The following is an 18,453-nucleotide window of genomic DNA, read 5'->3' as shown; positions in this document are numbered from 1 at the left end:
TTTATGGTTTCAGGTTTGAGAAAGTTTGAGGTTTGAGACATTTCAAATCTGATACTGATCTGTATCTAATCCTTACCCTTATTCAAACTTTATACGTATTCAAACCTGAAACTCTTCAGACACTTTCAAACTTCCTAAAAACCGACTGATTTCAGATTCAGACCGGCTTTTTCATCCAGTCCAAACATCAGATTCATATTTTGTACAGCTTGACCGGAAGCCCCTTTTGTCAGGTTATCGATGATACTGGTGATCAGCAATTGTCCTTCGTGTACTTCCAGATGCACAAGACCTTTATTGGTATTGACGACCTGCTTCACATCGATACTCGCCGGACTTACGTGCGTGAAAGGATGCGTGGCGTAGTAATCGGTATAGAGCTTCGTCGCCTCTTCCAGCGTACCCGCAAATTCTGTATACACATTGGCCATGATACCCCGCGTGAAGTTGCCCCGGTACGGAATAAAGTTGATTTTCTGCGTGAAATCAGCTTGTCCCTTTCGCAGTACCATCCCGATTTCGGTCAGGTGCTGGTGCGTAAAGGCTTTGTAGATACTCATGTTGTTATTCCGCCAGCTAAAGTGACTCGTCGCACTGAGCGACTGTCCGGCTCCCGTACTGCCGGTTACGGCGGATACGTGCACCTCGTCCTTCAGCAACCCGGCCTGAGCCAGCGGCAACAGAGCCAATTCGATACTGGTTGCAAAGCAACCCGGATTAGCAACCTTCTGAGCCTGACGGATCCCGTCGCGTTGCAGTTCGGGCAGGCCGTAAACGAAGCCGTTGGACTCGTCCCGGAAATCCGTACTCAAATCAATGATCCGTACGTTTTCAAAATCGGGATTCGCCGCCAGAAACTTCTTTGACTCACCGTGTCCCGAACACAGGAATACGACGTCTACATCCGTATGAAAGTGTTCGGCAAACGTTAAATCCGTGTCGCCGAACAAATCCGTGTGCGTCGACGCTACGGGTTTGCCCGCCTGACTATTTGAATGAGCGTAAGCAATGGTTGCTTCGGGGTGATGAATCAGAATGCGAAGCAATTCGCCTCCCGTATAACCAGCCGCTCCAATAATGCCAATCTTCATGAATAGTAGTTCAGTAGTAGTTGATTGTTAGTTTATCTAAACGTTTTATACACCAAACGTCTCACTAACAATAACTTGTAACAATCAACCATCAACCTTATTTATCGTTCAATTCAGTGATTTTACGGTGAATCATGGTCTGATTCGAGGCAATTTTCGAGAAGCCACGTACGTCATCGCCACTCCAGGCATTGTTCATCTCACCGTAGCTGCCGAAGACATTGCTCATCAGATCATAGGGCGACTCGATACCCGTTACGAAGAAACGGTATGGCTGCAACTGGACGTTCACCTGACCCGTTACATGCTCCTGCGTGCTTTGCAGGAAGGTTTCCAGGTCCCGCATGGCTGGCTCCAGGAATTGGCCTTTGTGCAACAGGGTACCGTAGTTACCCGAAAGCATTTCCTTGAAATAGATCTGCTGCTCGGTCAGTACGTGTTTTTCCAGAGCGTGGTGAGCTTTGATGATGATCAGGGGAGCGGCGGCTTCAAAACCAACCCGACCCTTGATTCCGATGATCGTATCACCCACGTGGATATCCCGACCTACGGCGAAGGGAGCGGCTACTTCTTGTAATTTCCGAATGGCATCCACCGGATTTTCAAACGTTTCTCCGTTCACGCCTTTCAGTTCACCGTGTACAAAATCCAGCGTCAGGGATTCCGTATCCTGCCGTTGTAACTGGGTCGGCCAGGCTTCTTCGGGTAAAAATCCGTCGGAGGTCAGCGTTTCCTTCCCACCTACTGACGTTCCCCACAACCCTTTATTGATGGAATACGCGGACTTGGTCCAGTCGCGTTGTACGCCTTTTTCTTTCAAATACTCAATCTCTGCCTCCCGGCTCAGTCGCAGGTCGCGAATGGGCGTGATAATTTCTACGTCCGGTACCACAATCCGGAATACCATATCAAAGCGAACCTGATCGTTTCCGGCTCCGGTGCTACCGTGGGCAACCGCTTTCGCTCCAATTTGCTTAGCGTATTCGGCTACGGCCAGTGCCTGAAATACCCGCTCGGCACTCACCGACAGGGGATACGTATTGTTTTTCAGTACGTTTCCGAACACCAGATACTTCAAACAGTTGTCGTAATAGTCGTTCACTACGTCGAGCGTAGCGTGACTGGCTACCCCTAATTCATAGGCGTTCCGTTCTACGGTCTGGAGTTCCGACAGCGTAAAGCCACCCGTATCAACCAATACAGAGTGTACTTCATAACCCTGATCATCCGACAGGTATTTTACACAGAAAGAGGTGTCCAGACCACCACTATACGCCAATACAACTTTGGGTTTACTCATTTTTTTTGAATGTAGACAGTGGATTGCGGATACGAGTCCGCGTTCCTGGTTATGGAAAGGGCAGAAATTGAGATCAATTTCCATCCGAAAGACACTTAAAAAAAGCGGGAAGGAATCGCTTCCCACCCGCCAAAATTATAACGAACGAAGAACAGTTACCCAGTAACCGTCAATAAATCCTAGAGAACGGGCTCCTCTATTTCTTCTTTTTCGTGATGCCTCAACAGCAGCCGTTGTTTGATCTTATTCCAACGCTCGTAGATTTTCGCATTTTTCAGGAAATTCCACTTCGTCTTTTTCTCTTTTTCTTTCTCCCAAGAAGGATCGAACATCATGCCCGTGCAAAGGCAATGCTTACGACCTGTACGGCTGAGCACGTCAAAATTCACGCAGGAAGAACAGCCTTTCCAGAAGGCCTCATCCACGGGTAATTCGCTAAAGGTAGTCGGTTTGTAGCCTAACTCTGAATTGATCTTCATCACGGCCAGACTCGTGGTAATACCAATAATCCGGGCGTTCGGGTATTTAGTACGCGAAAGTTCAAAGGCTTTTTCCTTGATCATTTTCGCAATACCACTTTTGCGGTGGTCTGGATGGACGATTAATCCTGAGTTAGCCACAAATTTGCCGTGATCCCAGGTTTCGATGTAGCAGAAACCCACCCACTCACCCTTACGAGTCATGGCAACAATGGCTTTCCCTTCCTCCATCTTGCGGCGGAGGTACTCAGGCGACCGCTTCGCAATACCAGTACCGCGTTGCTTGGCACTTTCTTCCATGTGCCAGCAAATTTCTTCAGCTAGGTACAGATGCTCTTTCGAGGCAACCTGGACTTTATATTCGTTCATTTGATTACTTAAACAGGAAACTCGTGTTGAATGAAAGTACACTGACTGTTTGTCAGACAGCCTTGCTTAACGACTCATACAACCAATACTGGAAGAAAATAGTGTGCCGGACGGCCAAAAAATCACAGGCGTACCGGCCTCCGTCGTTCCGGCCTGAAGAATGGCCGCCGCGGTGGCTGGGTAGCAAAAAAAGGCTCGATGATGGCCCGTGATTTCATTTTCCTTGAAGAGATGTTTCTTAAAAACGATGCAAAGTTTAGAAAAAACTAATTACTTCACACGAATATTATCAATTTTTTATTTATTTTCCCTATAACCGTTGGTTAGGCCGAAGTAGTTCGGTGCATGGGTTAAATTTTTTATAGATCGGATATGACGAATCTGACAGCAGAGGATCTTATCTACGGTTACATGAATGGTATTTTCCCGATGGCGGACGCGGATGGAACCCTGTATTGGTATTCACCGGAGCCGCGGGCCATTATTCCTATTGATACGTACAAACCCGCTAAGTCATTAAGACCCATTCTGAACAAAAATACCTTTTCCATTCGAATCAACTCGGATTTTGAAGGCGTCATGCGGGGCTGTGCCCGTATACGGGCGGATGGGGAAGGCACATGGATTTCCGAAGAAATCATTCAGGCCTATACCGATCTCCATCGCTTAGGTTTTGCCCATTCTGTCGAGGCATACGTGGATCATGAACTGGCCGGTGGCTTGTACGGCGTCTCAATTGGTGGGGCGTTTTTTGGGGAATCCATGTTCTACAATGTTCCCAATGCGTCGAAAGTAGCCTTTCATTACCTGATTGAACGCTTACGTGAACGTCAGTACTACTTGCTCGATACGCAGTTTATTAATGATAATGTGAAGCGGTACGGAGCCATTGAAATACCCCGGGCGGAGTACATGTTCCGACTCCGAATCGCGTTGGATCAGCGTTGCCGATTTAGTGACAATGCTCCTATGCCTTTCATTCCTTCGTTTCGCACAAATATTCCCTAAAAGAGAAAACCCGCATGGTAGGCGGGTTTTCTCTTTTCATTGGAACGCTTTAGGCAGCTAACCTTCCTCCAGCCTACTTTTTCATTAATCCCGCCGGGTCACATCACTACCGCCCGATTTTCGAACGGATACGGTTTTCGCTCCACCCGCGTAGTAAATATCACTCCCCCCACTCGCCTCTGCCGAAATCTCTTTGGTAGCATATACGTGTGCATCTGAGCCTCCTGACGCTTTCACGCGTACGACATCAGCTTTAAAATCGGTAGCCTTGATATCCGACCCACCGCTGGCGGAGACGTCAAATACCTGAGCACTGCCGGATAAATCAGCGTCGGAACCACCGCCCGCTGAAATTGAAAAATGATTGGCTTTCAAATCCATACGAGCATCCGATCCACCGCCCAGATCTACGGATAAATCCCCTACGTTCAGCGTCCCCTGGGTGTACACGTCTGAGCCACCGCCCGCCCGCAATTTTTCGAGCGTTTTGAAGGATACATACGCCTTTACCGAACGGTTTTTACCCCAGCTCCCGATACCTGACTCCCGATTAATTCGCAAAACCAGTACGCCTTCTTTCACTTCGGAGACGACTTCGTCTTCTTCCACGCCTTTCGCTTCCAGACGCAGACTTTCAGCGGAGCTTTGGGTAAGGTACAGGTCGATCCCGTGACTTACCTGTATGCCATTAAATCCGCTTGCGGAACGGGTTTTCTGCCAGTTTTGGCCCTGTACCTGATACGAAAAGGCCAAAGCGGCCATACTGGTGAGTAAAGTAAATCTCTTCATTAGTATCGTTCGTTTTAGTAAAGGATGCAGGAAGCTCGCGAAATGTTGCATAAAAATGCCCCCGCCTTCGTAAAAGTGGGGGCTGGTTCAAGTTTTGGTTAAGGGAGTTGTTTACTTATTTGACCATCACTAAGGTGCCGTTTACCACGTACGTAGCTTTATCAGTCTTAACGTTGTATACGTTATTCACCGAACGAACGGCCGATTGCGTCAAGAATACATCGTAGGGTTTTAGTACATTAGTCTGGGCATCACGATGATAGAGCGTATCGCCCACTTTCACTTCGCTCATGCGTTTGACGCCACTGGTGGTCAGTACGGGGTGATTGGCCGTCGCTTCCAGACTCACCGATTCCCACTGCGTAGATTGAGAAGCCGTCAGTTTAGCCGCCGGATCCATCAAGGTCAGACGGGTCAGGGCAAAAGACTGATTAGCATGAATATCCAGTTTCTCTACCGTAGCCGTTTCCAGTACTTTTGTGTTGGCATTGAAGCTTTGAATCTGGTCGCCCGCTGTAAGCGAAGCAATAGCTTTTGTGGTACCGTTAGCCAGAGTTACCAAGGCATCCGCGGGGAAACAATACTCGATTTTTTCGCCTTCCTGAGCGGCCGCCGGGGCACCACCCACGCCTGATTTCGTCAAGGCAAAAGCGATACAGGAAGAAAGACCCTTCATGGCTTCTTCGCCGTACTTCAGGTCGTCGATGTATTTGCCCCATACCTCACCCGGAGCATCCGGACTGGGTAACGGAAAGGCTTTCAGCTTACCATCTTTGGGCGTCGTGTAAATCGCGTACATGCCCAGTTCGGACATTTTCTCCGTTTCAAAAAGTTTGTACAGGTATACCCGACGCTCCGTACCGTCCGAAAACTTGAAGACGAAAGGATCACCCGAACGGTCAAGAATAAAACTACCCGCTTTCACGTACGTGTCCTTTTCGAGGTTTTTTACTGCTATTTTTTTAGCAGCTTCATATTCAGCAGCCGTAATGGGACGTTTCTCGGAATCCTGGGCCCAGCTACCCGTAGCTACCAGAGCAGCTAATCCTAAAGTCAGGAATAATTTCTTCATAGGGAAATTTAGTTTTCAGTGTCCAGTTTTCTGTTACCAGTTTGCAGTTTCCGTTATCAGTCAATAATTTCCAATAGATAGCCTGTATCTATACTTTATATCTAGCTAGCAACCAACAACAATCCACTACAAACCAACATCCTCACCCTGCCGATACCCGCTTATGCAACAGTTCTACGGCGTAGCGAGCTGATTCGAAAGCCCCGGCCATCCAAGCGGGCAGGTTACTGGCGTGTTCTCCGGCGAAGTAAATATCGTCGTCGTTTTTAGTCATCGTGGCGTACAGGCGTTGACGGGCGGCATCCGAATAAATGCCCCAGCCACCTTTGGAGTACGGAATCTTGTGCCAGGCTAGCGAGAACGCATTTTCAAACTCATCCTTGTACTGCGGGTGAATCCGGGAACCTTGCTCGAAAGCCAGTTTTTGGCGATCCGCAATGGAAAGCTCGCCTACTTTCTTAGCTAGTCCGTGGAAGTTATACATGCCTTTTAGTACGCCTTTCGGTCCCAGCATGCCGTGGGCGGGGTAGAAAATTTGCGTAATATCCATGTTGGTTTTCGTGATACCCCCAAAGATCTGGTCATCTTCTTCCCAGAAACGCCGCTTGAACTGCATGCCGATTTTGCAAGTTTCCATGTACGGAACAAAATCCGCCACTCGCTGTACATCCCCGGAAAGGTCCGAAGGAATCCCCTTCAGAATGGGTAAGGGTAAGGTACAAATACAGTAGTCGCCTTTTACCTCGTGTTTCTGACCCGTCTTCTTGTCGAGATACACAATCCGTACGCCGGGGTTCGTCTTCCGGATTTCCTGGATTTCACAGGACCGTTTCACCTTATCACCCACCACTTTTTCGAAGGCTTTCGGAATCATATCCATCCCGCCGACTGGTTGCAGTAACACGGGCTGCTGATTAAATGTGTATTCGCCGACATTCGCAAAAGCCGGATGCGTAAGCCCCGATTCCACGATGTCTTTCAAGGCATAGGGCTTGGCAATGGTTCCTCCCCGCATGCCCGCTCCCGGAGCTAACTCGTAGCCGTGTCGCTCGGAGCCTTTATATTTTTTGTTGATGTCCAGATCGCCCTCTTCCCGTAGCCAGGCCACGTAGCGATCTACATCTTCTTTTGACATTTCTAAATCCAGTGCCTGTTGGTCGATGGCTTTCGCCACCAGTTCCGTCAGGTAACCCCGCATATCCGCGTGAATTTCGCGGGCTCGTACTCGTTTGTTAGCCAAGGCTCCGCGGTTACTCTCCGAATACTGGAACCCGGCTTCGTTGAGATTACCGAAGATTTCAACGGGTATCTTCAGTTCCCGGCAATATTGAACCGTGAGGTGGTGATGGTGAGGAATGCGGGCCGCACCGGCATTGAGGTAGTACCCTTCGTCGAACTGGCAGGTTTGCTTTTCACCCCCTATCTCGGTTTCAGTGGTTCCTTTCCGGATGGTCCAGATTCGGCCCCCTACCCGTTCGCGGGCTTCCAGTACTACGCAGTCGTAGCCCAGCTTTCCCAGTTCATAGGCGGAAGCAAGTCCAGCCAGTCCGGCTCCGAGGATAATAACTTTTTTACCGTTCGGCTTTTCATTGCGGGCTAAGTCAAAGCTCTTGGCTGGGGCTTCTGGAAAAAAACCCAAAGCCATCATCGCCAGGTAACTGTTACCCGACTTTTCAATAAAATTTCTTCTGGTCATAGGGGAAAGAAAGGTTAGGACTTGAAAATAGTATTCGCCCGGTACGCAACCAATGATAAAAATCAGCTTTCATGTGAATCTGATTTTTTTAAACGTACCGGGCGATAAGTCCCTACCAGGGTCAGGACACAACTTTAGTGAATGAATCCGTAAAGGCTTTCATTTCGTCCATGGTTCCGATCGAAACCCGGCACCAGTGCTGTCCGTCGAAGAACCAGTTTCGTACCATTACGCCTTCCTGCATAAGTTTTCCGGTCAGTTCCGTACCCTTCATATTAACCGGGAAGAGCATAAAGTTGGCGTACGAAGGAATGACCTTGTAGCCAGCTTTCGTCAGGAAATCAGCCGTATACTTTTTCGATTCATTCGTTTTATCGAGCACCATTTTCGTATTCTCGGCATCCGAGAAAGCCGCCATAGCTCCCATGATCGTAGGTAGCGTGAGGCCAAAGCCGTTCATCGTATACTTGGAAATATCCTGTAACAGTTCGGGTTTACCCAGAGCATACCCTAAACGCATCCCGGCAAACGCATACAGTTTAGAGAGCGTCCGTAGCACGATTACGTTTTTACCTTCCTTGATTTTATCCACCATACAATCCGTTTTCGGATTGGTGGCGTAATCGATGTAGGCTTCATCCACCAGTACGGTAACTTTCGGTGAAACCTCATCAATGAATTTCCGCAGTTTATCCGCAGGCAGCATGTTACCCGTCGGGTTGTTGGGGTTACAGATGTAGACCAAGCTGTGTTTAGCGGGGTCGATTTTCTTCGCCATTGCATCCAGGTCGTACTGATAATCCGCCGTGAGCTTTACCTTATCCATGGGGTAACGCTCGTCATTACTCGAGATGTAGCAGGGATCGCCCACCATGATCGTACCCTTCTGAGCAAAGTGCATCAAGCTGGCATTCAGCAATTCCGTTGAACCACAGCCCAGTTTAATATAGCTTTTGGAAGCTCCACCCCAACCGCCGCCGCCGGCCGGACTTTGGGGCATGGGAATACCGTCTTTCTCAGAAATCGCTTTGTATAGATCCATCGTAGCTCGCATCGCATACCGGTTGGCTTCGGTTAGGGAGCTATTGACAGCCGTTTTCGTTTTTGCCGAAAGTCCCCAGGGGTTTTCGTTGGCACTCAGACGGGCTTTTACCGCTGCTGGCGGCATGGAGTCTGCTAGCAGGGCCGCCCGGAATTCGTGGGACAGGTCCATGTACAATTCATTCCGGGCTGCCGGATCTGCATAGGCCTTTTGCAGAAGAGCGGGTAATGCGGTTGCTCCTACCGTCATGGCAGCGGAGTTTTTGAGCCAGTTACGACGATTCATCTTTCGTAAGCGTTTGATGGTTTTGTGGTATGCGAGCGACCTGAATGGGACTTTAGAAAGAAGTAGTAGAAAATTTTACCATGCTTCTATTTTAATGAAAAAAATTTTCCCTTTCTGAGCATAAAATTAATTATTCTTTGGGAAGTATGCAACTAGCCACTGCTATCTATTTTTACTAATTTATGGTTTTTGTCGACCAAAACAGCCTTTTTACAAACCTATTATTCGCTATTTTCAAAAAATAAATCCCTAAAAACCCATTTTTAAAACCTTAAAACCAGAAAATCTACAAAATAGACATAGTAACCAGATTGAGTACCAAATCCCTACCTTTGCCGTCAGTATGAAGCCTATCTTAGTCATTAAATTTGGTACGGCCAGTCTCACCAAAGTAAACGGTGAGATCAATGAGGCCACAATTCTGGAAATTGCCCGTCAGGCCGCTCAGCTTCACGATCAGTATCGGATTGTACTGGTTTCTTCGGGAGCTGTGGGTGCCGGTAAAGCCTATCTGCAGAATTATCGGGGTGAACTCTCGCAACGTAAAGCGGCAGCCGCCATTGGCAATCCCCTCCTGTTGGGTTTGTACACGAAATACTTTGGGGCATTCGGGATTCCGGTCGCCCAAAGTCTGTGCGAACGAAGCCACTTTGCCAACCGCTCGCAGTTTCTGCAACTCAAGCAAACCTACGAGACCCTTTGGGAAAACGGGGTGATTCCAGTCGCCAACGAAAACGACGTAGTATCGGATCTAGAGTTAAAATTTTCGGATAACGACGAACTGGCGACTTTACTCGCCGCTGGACTCGGAGCCGATACGCTGCTGTTCAGCACCTCCGTAGGCGGTTTACTCGATCACGACGGAGCCATCGTTCCCCGCGTCGAACATATTGATGAAAGCATACTGGGCTTGGCCGATACCTCTAAAACGGCCGTTGGTCTGGGCGGTATGGTTTCCAAACTCAGCTTCGCCAAACGGGCCGTACGCATGGGCATCCGGGTGGTCATTTTTGGAATCCATACACCAGAAGGCATTCTCAACGCTTTGAAGGAAGAAACGGGTACCGTTTTCACCCCCGAAAAGGTATCCCTGAAAGCCCGCCATAAATGGTTAGGCACGGGTAGTCTCATCGCCGGGCAGCTACGTATTGACGCCGGAGCCGTAAAGGCTCTACGCGATCGGCGGAGTTTACTGGCCGTGGGTATTCAGGAAGTTACGGGAGAGTTTGATCGCGGCGAGGTCATTGAAATCCGGGATGAATCGGCTCAGATAATTGCCGTAGCTAAAGCCCGGGAATCTTCGCGAATCGTGGCAGAAAACCTGAAAACCCAGAATTTTGAAGTCGCTCACGCTGACGATATTGTTTTACTGTAGGGATTCCGTTTGCTGATTCCTACGCCTTAAATCCTTTTTGCGATATGTCTGCTTCGGATTCCGAAATTCTTTCCATCGTTCCCCAACTGGCGGCTACGCACGCGGCGGCTCCGGCTCTACGCCGACTGACAGATGCTCAGAAAGCCGCTCTACTTCATCGCCTGGCGGAGGTTCTGCTTGCCCATACGGCCGTAATTCAAGCCGAGAATCAAAAGGACCTAGAACGCATGCCACAAAGCGACCCGAAATGGGATCGGTTGCTACTGACGGAGAAAAGAATCGAAAATCTGGCTCAAAGCGTACGGGATGTAGCCCAACTAGCCGATCCGACAAACCAGATTTTACTGGAACGTACCTTACCAAACGGACTGCACCTAAAGAAAATCGCGGTACCGATGGGCGTGGTGGGGGTTATTTACGAATCACGCCCCAACGTAACGATTGATGTAACCGCCCTTTGCCTGCGTTCGGGGAATGCCGTAGTCCTTCGCGGGGGCAGCGATGCCTGGCATACGAACCAGTATTTGGTAGGGCTGGTGCATCAGGTATTAGAGGAACACCAGGTTCCGGTCGAAGTCATCACACTGTTACCCACCGATCGCGAGCTGATGAAAGAATTGCTAACGGCCACCCGTTACGTGGACATCATCATTCCGCGGGGTTCGGAGCAACTCATTCAGTTTGTCCGTCAGCATTCGCTGGTACCCACTATCGAAACCGGAGCGGGTGTCGTTCATACCTATGTGCAGGAGGAAGCCGACCTAGAAAAGGCCTGTGATATTGTGATAAACGCCCGCGTATCCCGTCCTTCGGTTTGTAATTCGCTCGATGGCTTACTCGTCGACCAGGGCATTGCTTCGGCCTTCTTACCGATGCTTTGTCAGGATTTTGAAAAATGGAATGTCGAGATCTACGCCGACCCAGCTGCGTATTACGTGCTGGAAAAAACGGGTTATCCGCAACTGTACCACGCTCAGGAAGAAGATTTTGGTAAAGAATGGCTCGATTATAAAATTACCATCAAAGTAGTACCGGGACTGGACGAAGCTCTGGAGCACATTCGTACCTACTCGTCGCGTCACTCGGAGGCCATTGTTTCAGAAAACCCGGACGTGTGCCGCCGTTTTCTGGAAGAAGTAGATGCCGCCGCCGTATACGCCAACGCCTCTACCCGCTTCACCGATGGGGCTGAATTTGGACTGGGAGCTGAAATTGGCATCAGTACGCAGAAGCTGCACGCTCGTGGCCCCTTTGCTCTGGAAAAGCTGGTTACTGAAAAATGGATTATTGAAGGAACAGGACAGGTTCGCTGGTAATCCGCATCGCAACCGGCGACTCACCGTTACGAGTCGCCGGTTCGCATTTTCAGACAAAGGTTATACTTTATTACTGCGTTTAGAGAGCTTCCAGATTGGAGCCTTCTTCCTCCTGCAGTTTATCGCGGGTATCTTTGTACGCTTCTTCGATCGAGTGTGATTTGCGTAAGTCACTGGCTTTTCGCGTCAGATCGGCCAGCGTTTCGTAGTGCTTACACAACACGTCGAGTTCATCCTGATTCAGACTTTCTACCCCTACCAGTCGGTTACTCGCTCCCTTCGTCGCAGCAATGAGTTCATTCAGTTTCAATTGGATAGATACTGAATCTTTATTTTGTGCTTTCTGGATGACGAACACCATCAGAAACGTAACAATCGTGGTAGAGGTATTAATGACCAGTTGCCAGGTTTCTGAGTAATGAAAAAATGGCCCGCTAATAGCCCAAACCAGGACAACGCCCAGGGCAATCAGAAAAGCCCACACACTACCAGTGGCTTTCGTAACCCAAGAAGAAAATTTTTCAAATAGCGATTGTTCGTGCGATAGCGGAAGCGGACTGATGGAGGGAGATTGCTTTTTCATGACGTTTGGGGCTATCGAGTTTCGGGTTATCTCGTTTAATAAACTTCGTAAAAAAACAAGCCGCCTAAACAAAAAAGAGCTTCCTTCAGTAGAAGGAAGCTCTTTTTTAATTTCGTTTTTATCTAAATGTTCAGATAACGTAACAAAAGATCCAGTCGATCCCGGTCCGTTGTATCGAGTGCTTCCGTCGTAAAAACCGAATCAATGACATAATTATACCGTTCAAAGGTAGCAATGACCGCTTTGATATCGCGGCGATTCAGCTTTAGGGTCAGTTTACCCGGACGATCCGTTTCATAATCCCCACTGTGGAAATAACTACTCACTATTTTCACATCATTCGACTCAATCAGCCGACTGACTTCACTCATGGAGTAATCCCGATCTTCCACTTGCAACACCAGCACCGCTCCCTCTTCCTGCGTACCCAGTTCACTGGCAAACCGCTTCAGTAGTTCATTCACCGAAATGCTTCCGGTAAACTGCTGTTCTTCATCCACTACGGGTAATACCTCGAGCTGATACAGCTGGGCGGTCCGTAACAAGTCGTACAAGTGTTGATAGGGCTGTACGGTTACCGTTGCGTATTCGGGCTCTAATTCAGCCAGTGAATCTTCTTCGTCAGCGTTCATTAAACGCTCTTCCGAAAGAATGCCAACGTACGTTTCTCCTTCGGCTAAGGCCAGCTGGGGAATACGGAATTCCTGCATCCAATCCAATGCTTTTCCCACGGTGTCCGTTGGCCGTAATGTCGGCAATAAGGGGTCAATCAGTTCTTCAGCAAGCATAAGGCCATGGGTTATTGACTAGTGAATGCGATGGTCCGGTTTACTCAATAAGTTACTCGTTTAGATACGTCGACAGATGGAAGAGAGCAGTGATTAGTTTTCTACGAGTACCAACTCTTTGGTACGCTTCAAAAATCCGGCCAGAATCTGGTTGAATTCTTCCGGGTGCTCCATCATCGGAGCATGACAGCATTTATCGATAAAATACAGCTCCGTATTCGGAATCAGCCGATCAAATTCGTGAGCTACTGTCGGAGGCGTAATGGTATCATTTAATCCCCAGATGAGCAGCGTCGGTACCTGAATCTGCGACAAATCTTTGCCCACGTTGTTGCGTTGAGCCGACTTGGCAATCTGTACGATACTCATACACTTGGGAATGCTATTCGTAATCTCAAAACATTCCTCGATCAGCTCGGGCGTAGCCACGTTCGGATCGTAGAAGGTATAAGAAACCCGCTCGCGAATGTACTCGTAACTACCGCGTTTGGGATAACTACCGCCCATTGCGTTTTCAAACAATCCAGAGCTACCCGTCAGCACCAACCGCTTCACATTCTCGGGATTTTTGATGGTATACAACAAAGCAATATGGCCACCCAGAGAATTTCCTACCAGCGTAAGGTCGGTAAGCTTACGATCCTGTACGAATTTTTCGACAAAGGCCGTTAATCCTTCCACACCGGCTTCCCGCGGGGGCATTTCATAAACAGGCATCAGTGGGATAATCACCCGATACTGATCTCTGAATGTATTAATGACCGCATCCCAGTTGGACAGGGCTCCGAACAAGCCATGAAGCATCATGACAATTTCGCCTTGCCCTTCGTCGATAAACTGATAGCCGTCTTCTTGTTTAATTGAATAGTTCATTTCACGGATTAAGACAATCGTTGAGGCAAAATAAAGCAATTTTTCTTTGAAAGATTCAAAACGAAGAAACTGCTTTTTTTCGTATTCTATCGAAAATAGCCAATTCGTCTGGGAATGACAAAAAGATTGAATCGTAGATTTGTTAAATTTTAGGGTAAAATTCTCCCTTTTCGCTTATGCAACTTCCTGATTCACTGCTTTCCTCCCTAGAAGAAGAAAGCGGTTTTAATAAAAAAAAATTCCTGGAGGCTCACGAAAAGCCCGCTCCAGTCTCGATTCGCATTAATCCTGTAAAAAAAATAAGTCCGACTGACGGGGCCACGTCCGTACCTTGGACCGACCTAGGCTTTTACTTGCCCGAACGGCCCGTATTTACACTCGATCCCCTCTTTCACGCCGGTACCTATTACGTTCAGGAAGCCAGCTCGATGTTTCTGGAAGCCTTCTTCCGGCAGATCATGGAAGAAGAACCGCTGCGGGTACTCGACCTGTGTGCGGCTCCGGGCGGCAAGAGTACACTCCTTTCCAGTTTGCTCAGCGACGACTCGCTGCTGGTATCGAATGAAGTCATCCGGCCCCGTTCGGGCGTACTGGCCGATAACCTGACCAAATGGGGTCGCATTCATTCCTTTGTTACCAATAACGATCCCCGTGACTTCCAGCGTCTGCCGGGTTTCTTTGATATTGTCGTGGTAGATGCCCCCTGTTCTGGTTCGGGCCTGTTTCGCAAAGATGCGGCGGCCATTACCGAGTGGTCGGAAGAAAACGTGGCTCTGTGTTCGCAGCGTCAGCAACGGATTCTGGCCGACGTATGGCCCACGCTACGCGAAGGAGGGGTGCTGATCTACTCCACCTGCTCCTATTCCAGCGAAGAAAACGAGCAGGTACTCGATTGGCTGAGTTCATCGTTTGCCTGTACTTCCATTCCCTTTGCAGGGTCATACGAAGGTATCGTGGAAGTACGTACCGAACAGGAGAATTACGGTTATCGTTTCTGGCCCGACCGCGTGGAAGGCGAAGGTTTCTTTATTGCGGCCTTTCAGAAAACGGAAGATCAGGAAGATTACGCCTTTCGGAATACTTCGGGTGGAAAGAATAAAAACCGCCGGACTGAAACGGCTGCCTTTACGCCTTGGGTGGACGATTTGTCTTTGTACGCATGGGTCGAGAAAAACGGTGATTACTTTCTGATCAACCCCGAACATCGTCCGGAGTTTGAGGCAATCAGTCAGAATCTGTACCTACGGAAGGCGGGCATACGTTTAGGCAAGCTGGCCGGACCAGACCTGATTCCGGATCACGAACTAGCCTTAAGTACCGTGCTTTCCTCCGACGTTCCCCGACTTGAGGTATCGCGGGAGGATGCTTTACGCTTTCTGAAACGCGAAGATTTTGCGTATGAAACCTCTCAGAAAGGCTGGCATCTGGTCTCATACCAAGGCCACGGACTAGGTTGGGTGAAGGTATTGCCCAATCGGCTAAATAATTACCTGCCCAAGGACTGGCGGATTCTGATGGATATTCGGGAGAATTAAATCGACCTTTACCGCAGTAAAAAAACCCGTCAGTTCGTAGCTGACGGTATTTTTTATTGCGGTAGAAACTACATTTCTTAGCCCTTCTTCACGTACAAAGCCAGATGGCGGTAACGCACGAACAGCGTAACGGTCAGGAAAATCATCCCGTAAGTTGCTTTCCAGAACAGAATCTCCAGCATCACACCCGCCACCAGAAAGACCATGGCCGCGATGAAATAGTACATCAGCCAGCGGGGTTTCCGTGACAGTAATAACAGAGCCGGAATATTGAACGGATTGGTAATGAACATGCTGTAATTCCAGTCGGTAATGCCATGTTGGGTACCGAACCAGAGCAGCGTATGGATAATGCCGAAAAGTCCCGTAATGAAGAGTAGCGTGCGGTCGAACGTACCCCCGGCTTTGATTTGTTTCCGACGTAAGATCAGTATCAGCAAGGGCGACGCCATTACCAGCCAGAAAGCCGCAATCCAGAGGAAACTAGTTGATTGGGGTTCCGCCTTAAACAGCGTATTGGTTTGCAGCACCAGTTTTTCTTTTCTGCCATCGGGCTGTACGATCTGGGCTCGGTCGAAGAGTCGCAACAAGTTATTGGGAATGTAGGCGGCCTGTTGCATTGTCGTAATCCGATCGATGGGGTATCCCAGAGCCAGGTTTAATCCTACGCGGGACCAGGGGCTGTCGGTCAAGTAATCATTCATCCAGTCCCGGTACGATCGGCCGACTAAAAAGGCATCCGTCGAATCGTAACGAATGCTACCTTGAGCGGCTTCGTATACCTTATCCCGGGGCCGCGTCGAGCAGTTGTCGTAGTACGGTCGGTACTGGTAGGTTTTATTCTGGGGCAGAGCGTTGAACTCCATCAGTTCAAACAATCGCTGTTTCTGCTCAGGGGTAAAGTTCAGTACCTGTTCTACGACGCCCCGGTTTTCCGATTTCCAGTACTCCAGCTGGCTGTATCGCGGGTCGGGATAATCCAACGGCCCGGACGACAGTTGGTACGGCAGATTTCCCCGCAGGAAGTTCCAGTAAAACCCAGACGCCCGGAAATCGAAGGTTCCGTAGTTATACACCTGATCCAGGCCCAGTACCGGGTCATAGATCCAAATGGCCGTGTGCCCGAAAAAGGTATAGATGTCGGTACCCGGACCAACCGTTAGCAAACTTACCTTCGCCTGAGGACTCAGTACCTGAGCCCTAGCCATGAACGAGAAACCAAGCAAACAAAAAAGAAGCAGACGACGCAAAACCATGGTGCAGGATTTGGGGCAAACGTACTAAAAAGAACTTATTTTTCCAGTCCGGCCACAATCAGTACAAACTCGCCTTTCACGCGGTCGGCGTGCTGGGTGTAATGCTGGATGAGTTCGGTCAGAGTACCCCGTACGGTTTCTTCAAATACTTTGGTTAGTTCTCGTGAAATCGAAGCCGGTCGCTCGGGGCCGAATGCTTCGGCCAGTTGCTCGAGTGTTTTGACAATCCGGTGCGGTGACTCATAGAAGACCATTGTCCGCTCCTCTTCCACCAAACTTTTAATTCGCGTCTGACGGCCTTTCTTCTGGGGCAGGAAGCCTTCGAACGTAAACCGATCCGTGGGCAAACCGGAGTTGACCAGAGCCGGCACAAACGCCGTTGCTCCGGGCAGGCATTCCACGTCAAGACCATTTTTGAGGCATTCACGCACCAGTAAAAAGCCGGGATCCGAAATGCCGGGTGTACCTGCATCCGAAACCAGAGCTAGCGTTTTTCCGGATTGAATCATCTTCACTACGCCCCCCGCCGACGCGTGTTCATTGTGGGAATGGTGGGCCATCAACGGCTTTTGGATGCCCAGGTGTTTGAGCAACTGCCCGGTCGTGCGGGTATCTTCCGCCAGAATGGCGTCCACACTTTGCAGTACTTTCAACGACCGCAGTGTAATATCATCCAAGTTGCCAATCGGCGTAGGAACCAGGTAAAGTTTCATGGAAAAGTTTTCCGTTTTCAATGTACTGTTTTCAGTCTGCTCGTTCACTCTCCACTTCAAGAGCGTATTCCCAATCCGTGAGGATGTAGTTAGTTGAACCCTCCTGCCTTTCAGGACGGTTCAACTCCTTTGACAACGAACATGACTATCAACGCTTACAACAATTGATCAATTTCTTTGGCCATCTGGCGGTCTTTCTCCGTCACCACATGCCCTGCGTCGTGCGAAGTCAGGGCGATGGTCACTTGGTTGTAGGCATTAGACCAGTCGGGATGGTGATTATGCTTTTCAGCAATGAACGCAACCCGGGTCATAAAGGCAAAGGCTTCAGAAAAGTCGTTGAATTCGAAGCTTCGTTGCAGCTGATTCTCTTTTTCTTCCCACATGATTGACAAGTGATTTTAGGACAAACATACAGGCTCCCGACGGGGCTTTCCCAGCAAGGTGGCCTAATTTTTTAGATAGTCTGTTTCAGAAAATACATTTGCCAACCCTCAACACTTGAGTCAAAAGACGATCTTTAACCCTTTAAACTGTCAGTACCATGGATGAATACACCACCGAAACCGAGGCTATCAACGCATTAGCAGCCAAGGGCTATACGGAAAGCTTCAGTATTGAAAATGGAGCCCTGAATTATGCATCACTAGGGATGGTTTTGCACCCCGAAGACTTTGAAGTCGTAGAAGCGTATCGTTTTGAAGGCATTACTGATCCAGGTGATATGTCAGCGGTATACGCGATTGAATCCAAAGATGGCAAAAAAGGTGTGCTGGTGATGGCCTACGGTCCTTACTCAGAACCCCTCTCCGCTGATTTGATTCAAAAACTGGACATGCGAAAAGGAGCTCTGGGCGGCAGTGATGCCATTGGTCAATAAAGA

At 49.0% G+C, this 18,453-nt stretch carries 18 protein-coding genes; 5 read left to right on the top strand and 13 right to left on the bottom strand.

From position 1 onward, the window contains the following. Positions 1-134 precede the first annotated feature (134 nt). The 3 genes from argC to C5O19_RS06040 form a co-directional block, all read right to left on the bottom strand. Positions 135-1,091 (bottom strand): N-acetyl-gamma-glutamyl-phosphate reductase, encoded by a 957-nt coding sequence (gene argC, locus C5O19_RS06050; protein WP_104710541.1) that lies wholly within the window; start codon positions 1,089-1,091, stop codon positions 135-137. Between the two features lie 97 nt (positions 1,092-1,188). Further along, positions 1,189-2,391 carry an argininosuccinate synthase gene (gene argG, locus C5O19_RS06045; protein WP_104710539.1) on the bottom strand — a complete coding sequence of 401 codons (1,203 nt, stop codon included), beginning with the start codon at positions 2,389-2,391 and terminating at the stop codon, positions 1,189-1,191. A gap of 179 nt (positions 2,392-2,570) precedes the next feature. After that, positions 2,571-3,239 carry a GNAT family N-acetyltransferase gene (locus C5O19_RS06040; RefSeq protein ID WP_094808435.1) on the bottom strand — a complete coding sequence of 223 codons (669 nt, stop codon included), beginning with the start codon at positions 3,237-3,239 and terminating at the stop codon, positions 2,571-2,573. A 372-nt stretch (positions 3,240-3,611) separates the two neighbouring features. Here C5O19_RS06040 and aat point away from each other — a divergent pair, with 372 nt between their 5' ends. Next, a complete protein-coding gene (aat, locus tag C5O19_RS06035) occupies positions 3,612-4,247 on the top strand; it encodes a leucyl/phenylalanyl-tRNA--protein transferase (protein WP_104710537.1) in 636 nt (211 codons plus the stop codon). Between the two features lie 84 nt (positions 4,248-4,331). On the opposite strand, the gene C5O19_RS06030 is transcribed toward aat, so the two are convergent. The 4 genes from C5O19_RS06030 to C5O19_RS06015 form a co-directional block, all read right to left on the bottom strand. After that, on the bottom strand, positions 4,332-5,036 hold the full coding sequence (locus C5O19_RS06030; RefSeq protein ID WP_243406334.1) for a head GIN domain-containing protein: 705 nt from the start codon (positions 5,034-5,036) through the stop codon (positions 4,332-4,334). Between the two features lie 115 nt (positions 5,037-5,151). Then, positions 5,152-6,108, bottom strand: a complete 957-nt coding sequence (locus tag C5O19_RS06025) for a Hint domain-containing protein (protein WP_104710536.1) — start codon at positions 6,106-6,108, stop codon at positions 5,152-5,154. Between the two features lie 142 nt (positions 6,109-6,250). Next, on the bottom strand, positions 6,251-7,804 hold the full coding sequence (locus tag C5O19_RS06020; RefSeq protein ID WP_104710534.1) for a flavin monoamine oxidase family protein: 1,554 nt from the start codon (positions 7,802-7,804) through the stop codon (positions 6,251-6,253). Positions 7,805-7,925: 121 nt separating this feature from the next. Further along, the gene (locus tag C5O19_RS06015) at positions 7,926-9,131 is read right to left on the bottom strand and encodes a pyridoxal phosphate-dependent aminotransferase (RefSeq protein ID WP_104710532.1); all 1,206 of its coding nucleotides are present in this window, start codon (positions 9,129-9,131) and stop codon (positions 7,926-7,928) included. Between the two features lie 343 nt (positions 9,132-9,474). Here C5O19_RS06015 and proB point away from each other — a divergent pair, with 343 nt between their 5' ends. Beyond that, positions 9,475-10,506: a glutamate 5-kinase gene (gene proB, locus C5O19_RS06010; protein ID WP_104710530.1), complete on the top strand. Its 1,032-nt coding sequence runs from the start codon at positions 9,475-9,477 to the stop codon at positions 10,504-10,506. Positions 10,507-10,571: 65 nt separating this feature from the next. Further along, positions 10,572-11,822, top strand: a complete 1,251-nt coding sequence (locus C5O19_RS06005; RefSeq protein ID WP_394341781.1) for a glutamate-5-semialdehyde dehydrogenase — start codon at positions 10,572-10,574, stop codon at positions 11,820-11,822. A 79-nt stretch (positions 11,823-11,901) separates the two neighbouring features. Here C5O19_RS06005 and C5O19_RS06000 read toward each other — a convergent pair whose 3' ends face one another. From C5O19_RS06000 to C5O19_RS05990, 3 genes are all read right to left on the bottom strand, one after another. Then, complete coding sequence (locus C5O19_RS06000; protein ID WP_104710526.1) at positions 11,902-12,405, bottom strand: low affinity iron permease family protein; 504 nt, start codon at positions 12,403-12,405, stop codon at positions 11,902-11,904. Between the two features lie 122 nt (positions 12,406-12,527). Beyond that, positions 12,528-13,193, bottom strand: a complete 666-nt coding sequence (locus C5O19_RS05995; RefSeq protein ID WP_104710524.1) for a CBS domain-containing protein — start codon at positions 13,191-13,193, stop codon at positions 12,528-12,530. 93 nt (positions 13,194-13,286) lie between these two features. Next, entirely contained in the window at positions 13,287-14,066 is a 780-nt protein-coding gene (locus C5O19_RS05990; RefSeq protein ID WP_094808427.1) for an alpha/beta fold hydrolase, read from the bottom strand. 176 nt (positions 14,067-14,242) lie between these two features. On the opposite strand from C5O19_RS05990, the gene C5O19_RS05985 reads away from it, so the two are divergent. Beyond that, on the top strand, positions 14,243-15,601 hold the full coding sequence (locus tag C5O19_RS05985) for a methyltransferase RsmF C-terminal domain-like protein (RefSeq protein WP_104710522.1): 1,359 nt from the start codon (positions 14,243-14,245) through the stop codon (positions 15,599-15,601). 77 nt (positions 15,602-15,678) lie between these two features. Here C5O19_RS05985 and C5O19_RS05980 read toward each other — a convergent pair whose 3' ends face one another. From C5O19_RS05980 to C5O19_RS05970, 3 genes are all read right to left on the bottom strand, one after another. Continuing rightward, positions 15,679-16,851, bottom strand: a complete 1,173-nt coding sequence (locus C5O19_RS05980; protein ID WP_165795947.1) for a lipoprotein N-acyltransferase Lnb domain-containing protein — start codon at positions 16,849-16,851, stop codon at positions 15,679-15,681. A gap of 41 nt (positions 16,852-16,892) precedes the next feature. Further along, complete coding sequence (gene rsmI, locus C5O19_RS05975; RefSeq protein WP_104713913.1) at positions 16,893-17,570, bottom strand: 16S rRNA (cytidine(1402)-2'-O)-methyltransferase; 678 nt, start codon at positions 17,568-17,570, stop codon at positions 16,893-16,895. Between the two features lie 155 nt (positions 17,571-17,725). Continuing rightward, positions 17,726-17,956 carry a 4a-hydroxytetrahydrobiopterin dehydratase gene (locus C5O19_RS05970; protein ID WP_094808424.1) on the bottom strand — a complete coding sequence of 77 codons (231 nt, stop codon included), beginning with the start codon at positions 17,954-17,956 and terminating at the stop codon, positions 17,726-17,728. A gap of 158 nt (positions 17,957-18,114) precedes the next feature. Here C5O19_RS05970 and C5O19_RS05965 point away from each other — a divergent pair, with 158 nt between their 5' ends. Next, positions 18,115-18,450 carry a phosphoribosylpyrophosphate synthetase gene (locus tag C5O19_RS05965; protein WP_102200698.1) on the top strand — a complete coding sequence of 112 codons (336 nt, stop codon included), beginning with the start codon at positions 18,115-18,117 and terminating at the stop codon, positions 18,448-18,450. The last annotated feature ends 3 nt before the right edge of the window (positions 18,451-18,453 follow it).

The sequence above is a fragment of the Siphonobacter curvatus genome (genome assembly GCF_002943425.1).
Lineage (GTDB): Bacteria > Bacteroidota > Bacteroidia > Cytophagales > Spirosomataceae > Siphonobacter > Siphonobacter curvatus.
This window is presented reverse-complemented; position numbering and strand designations above follow the sequence as displayed.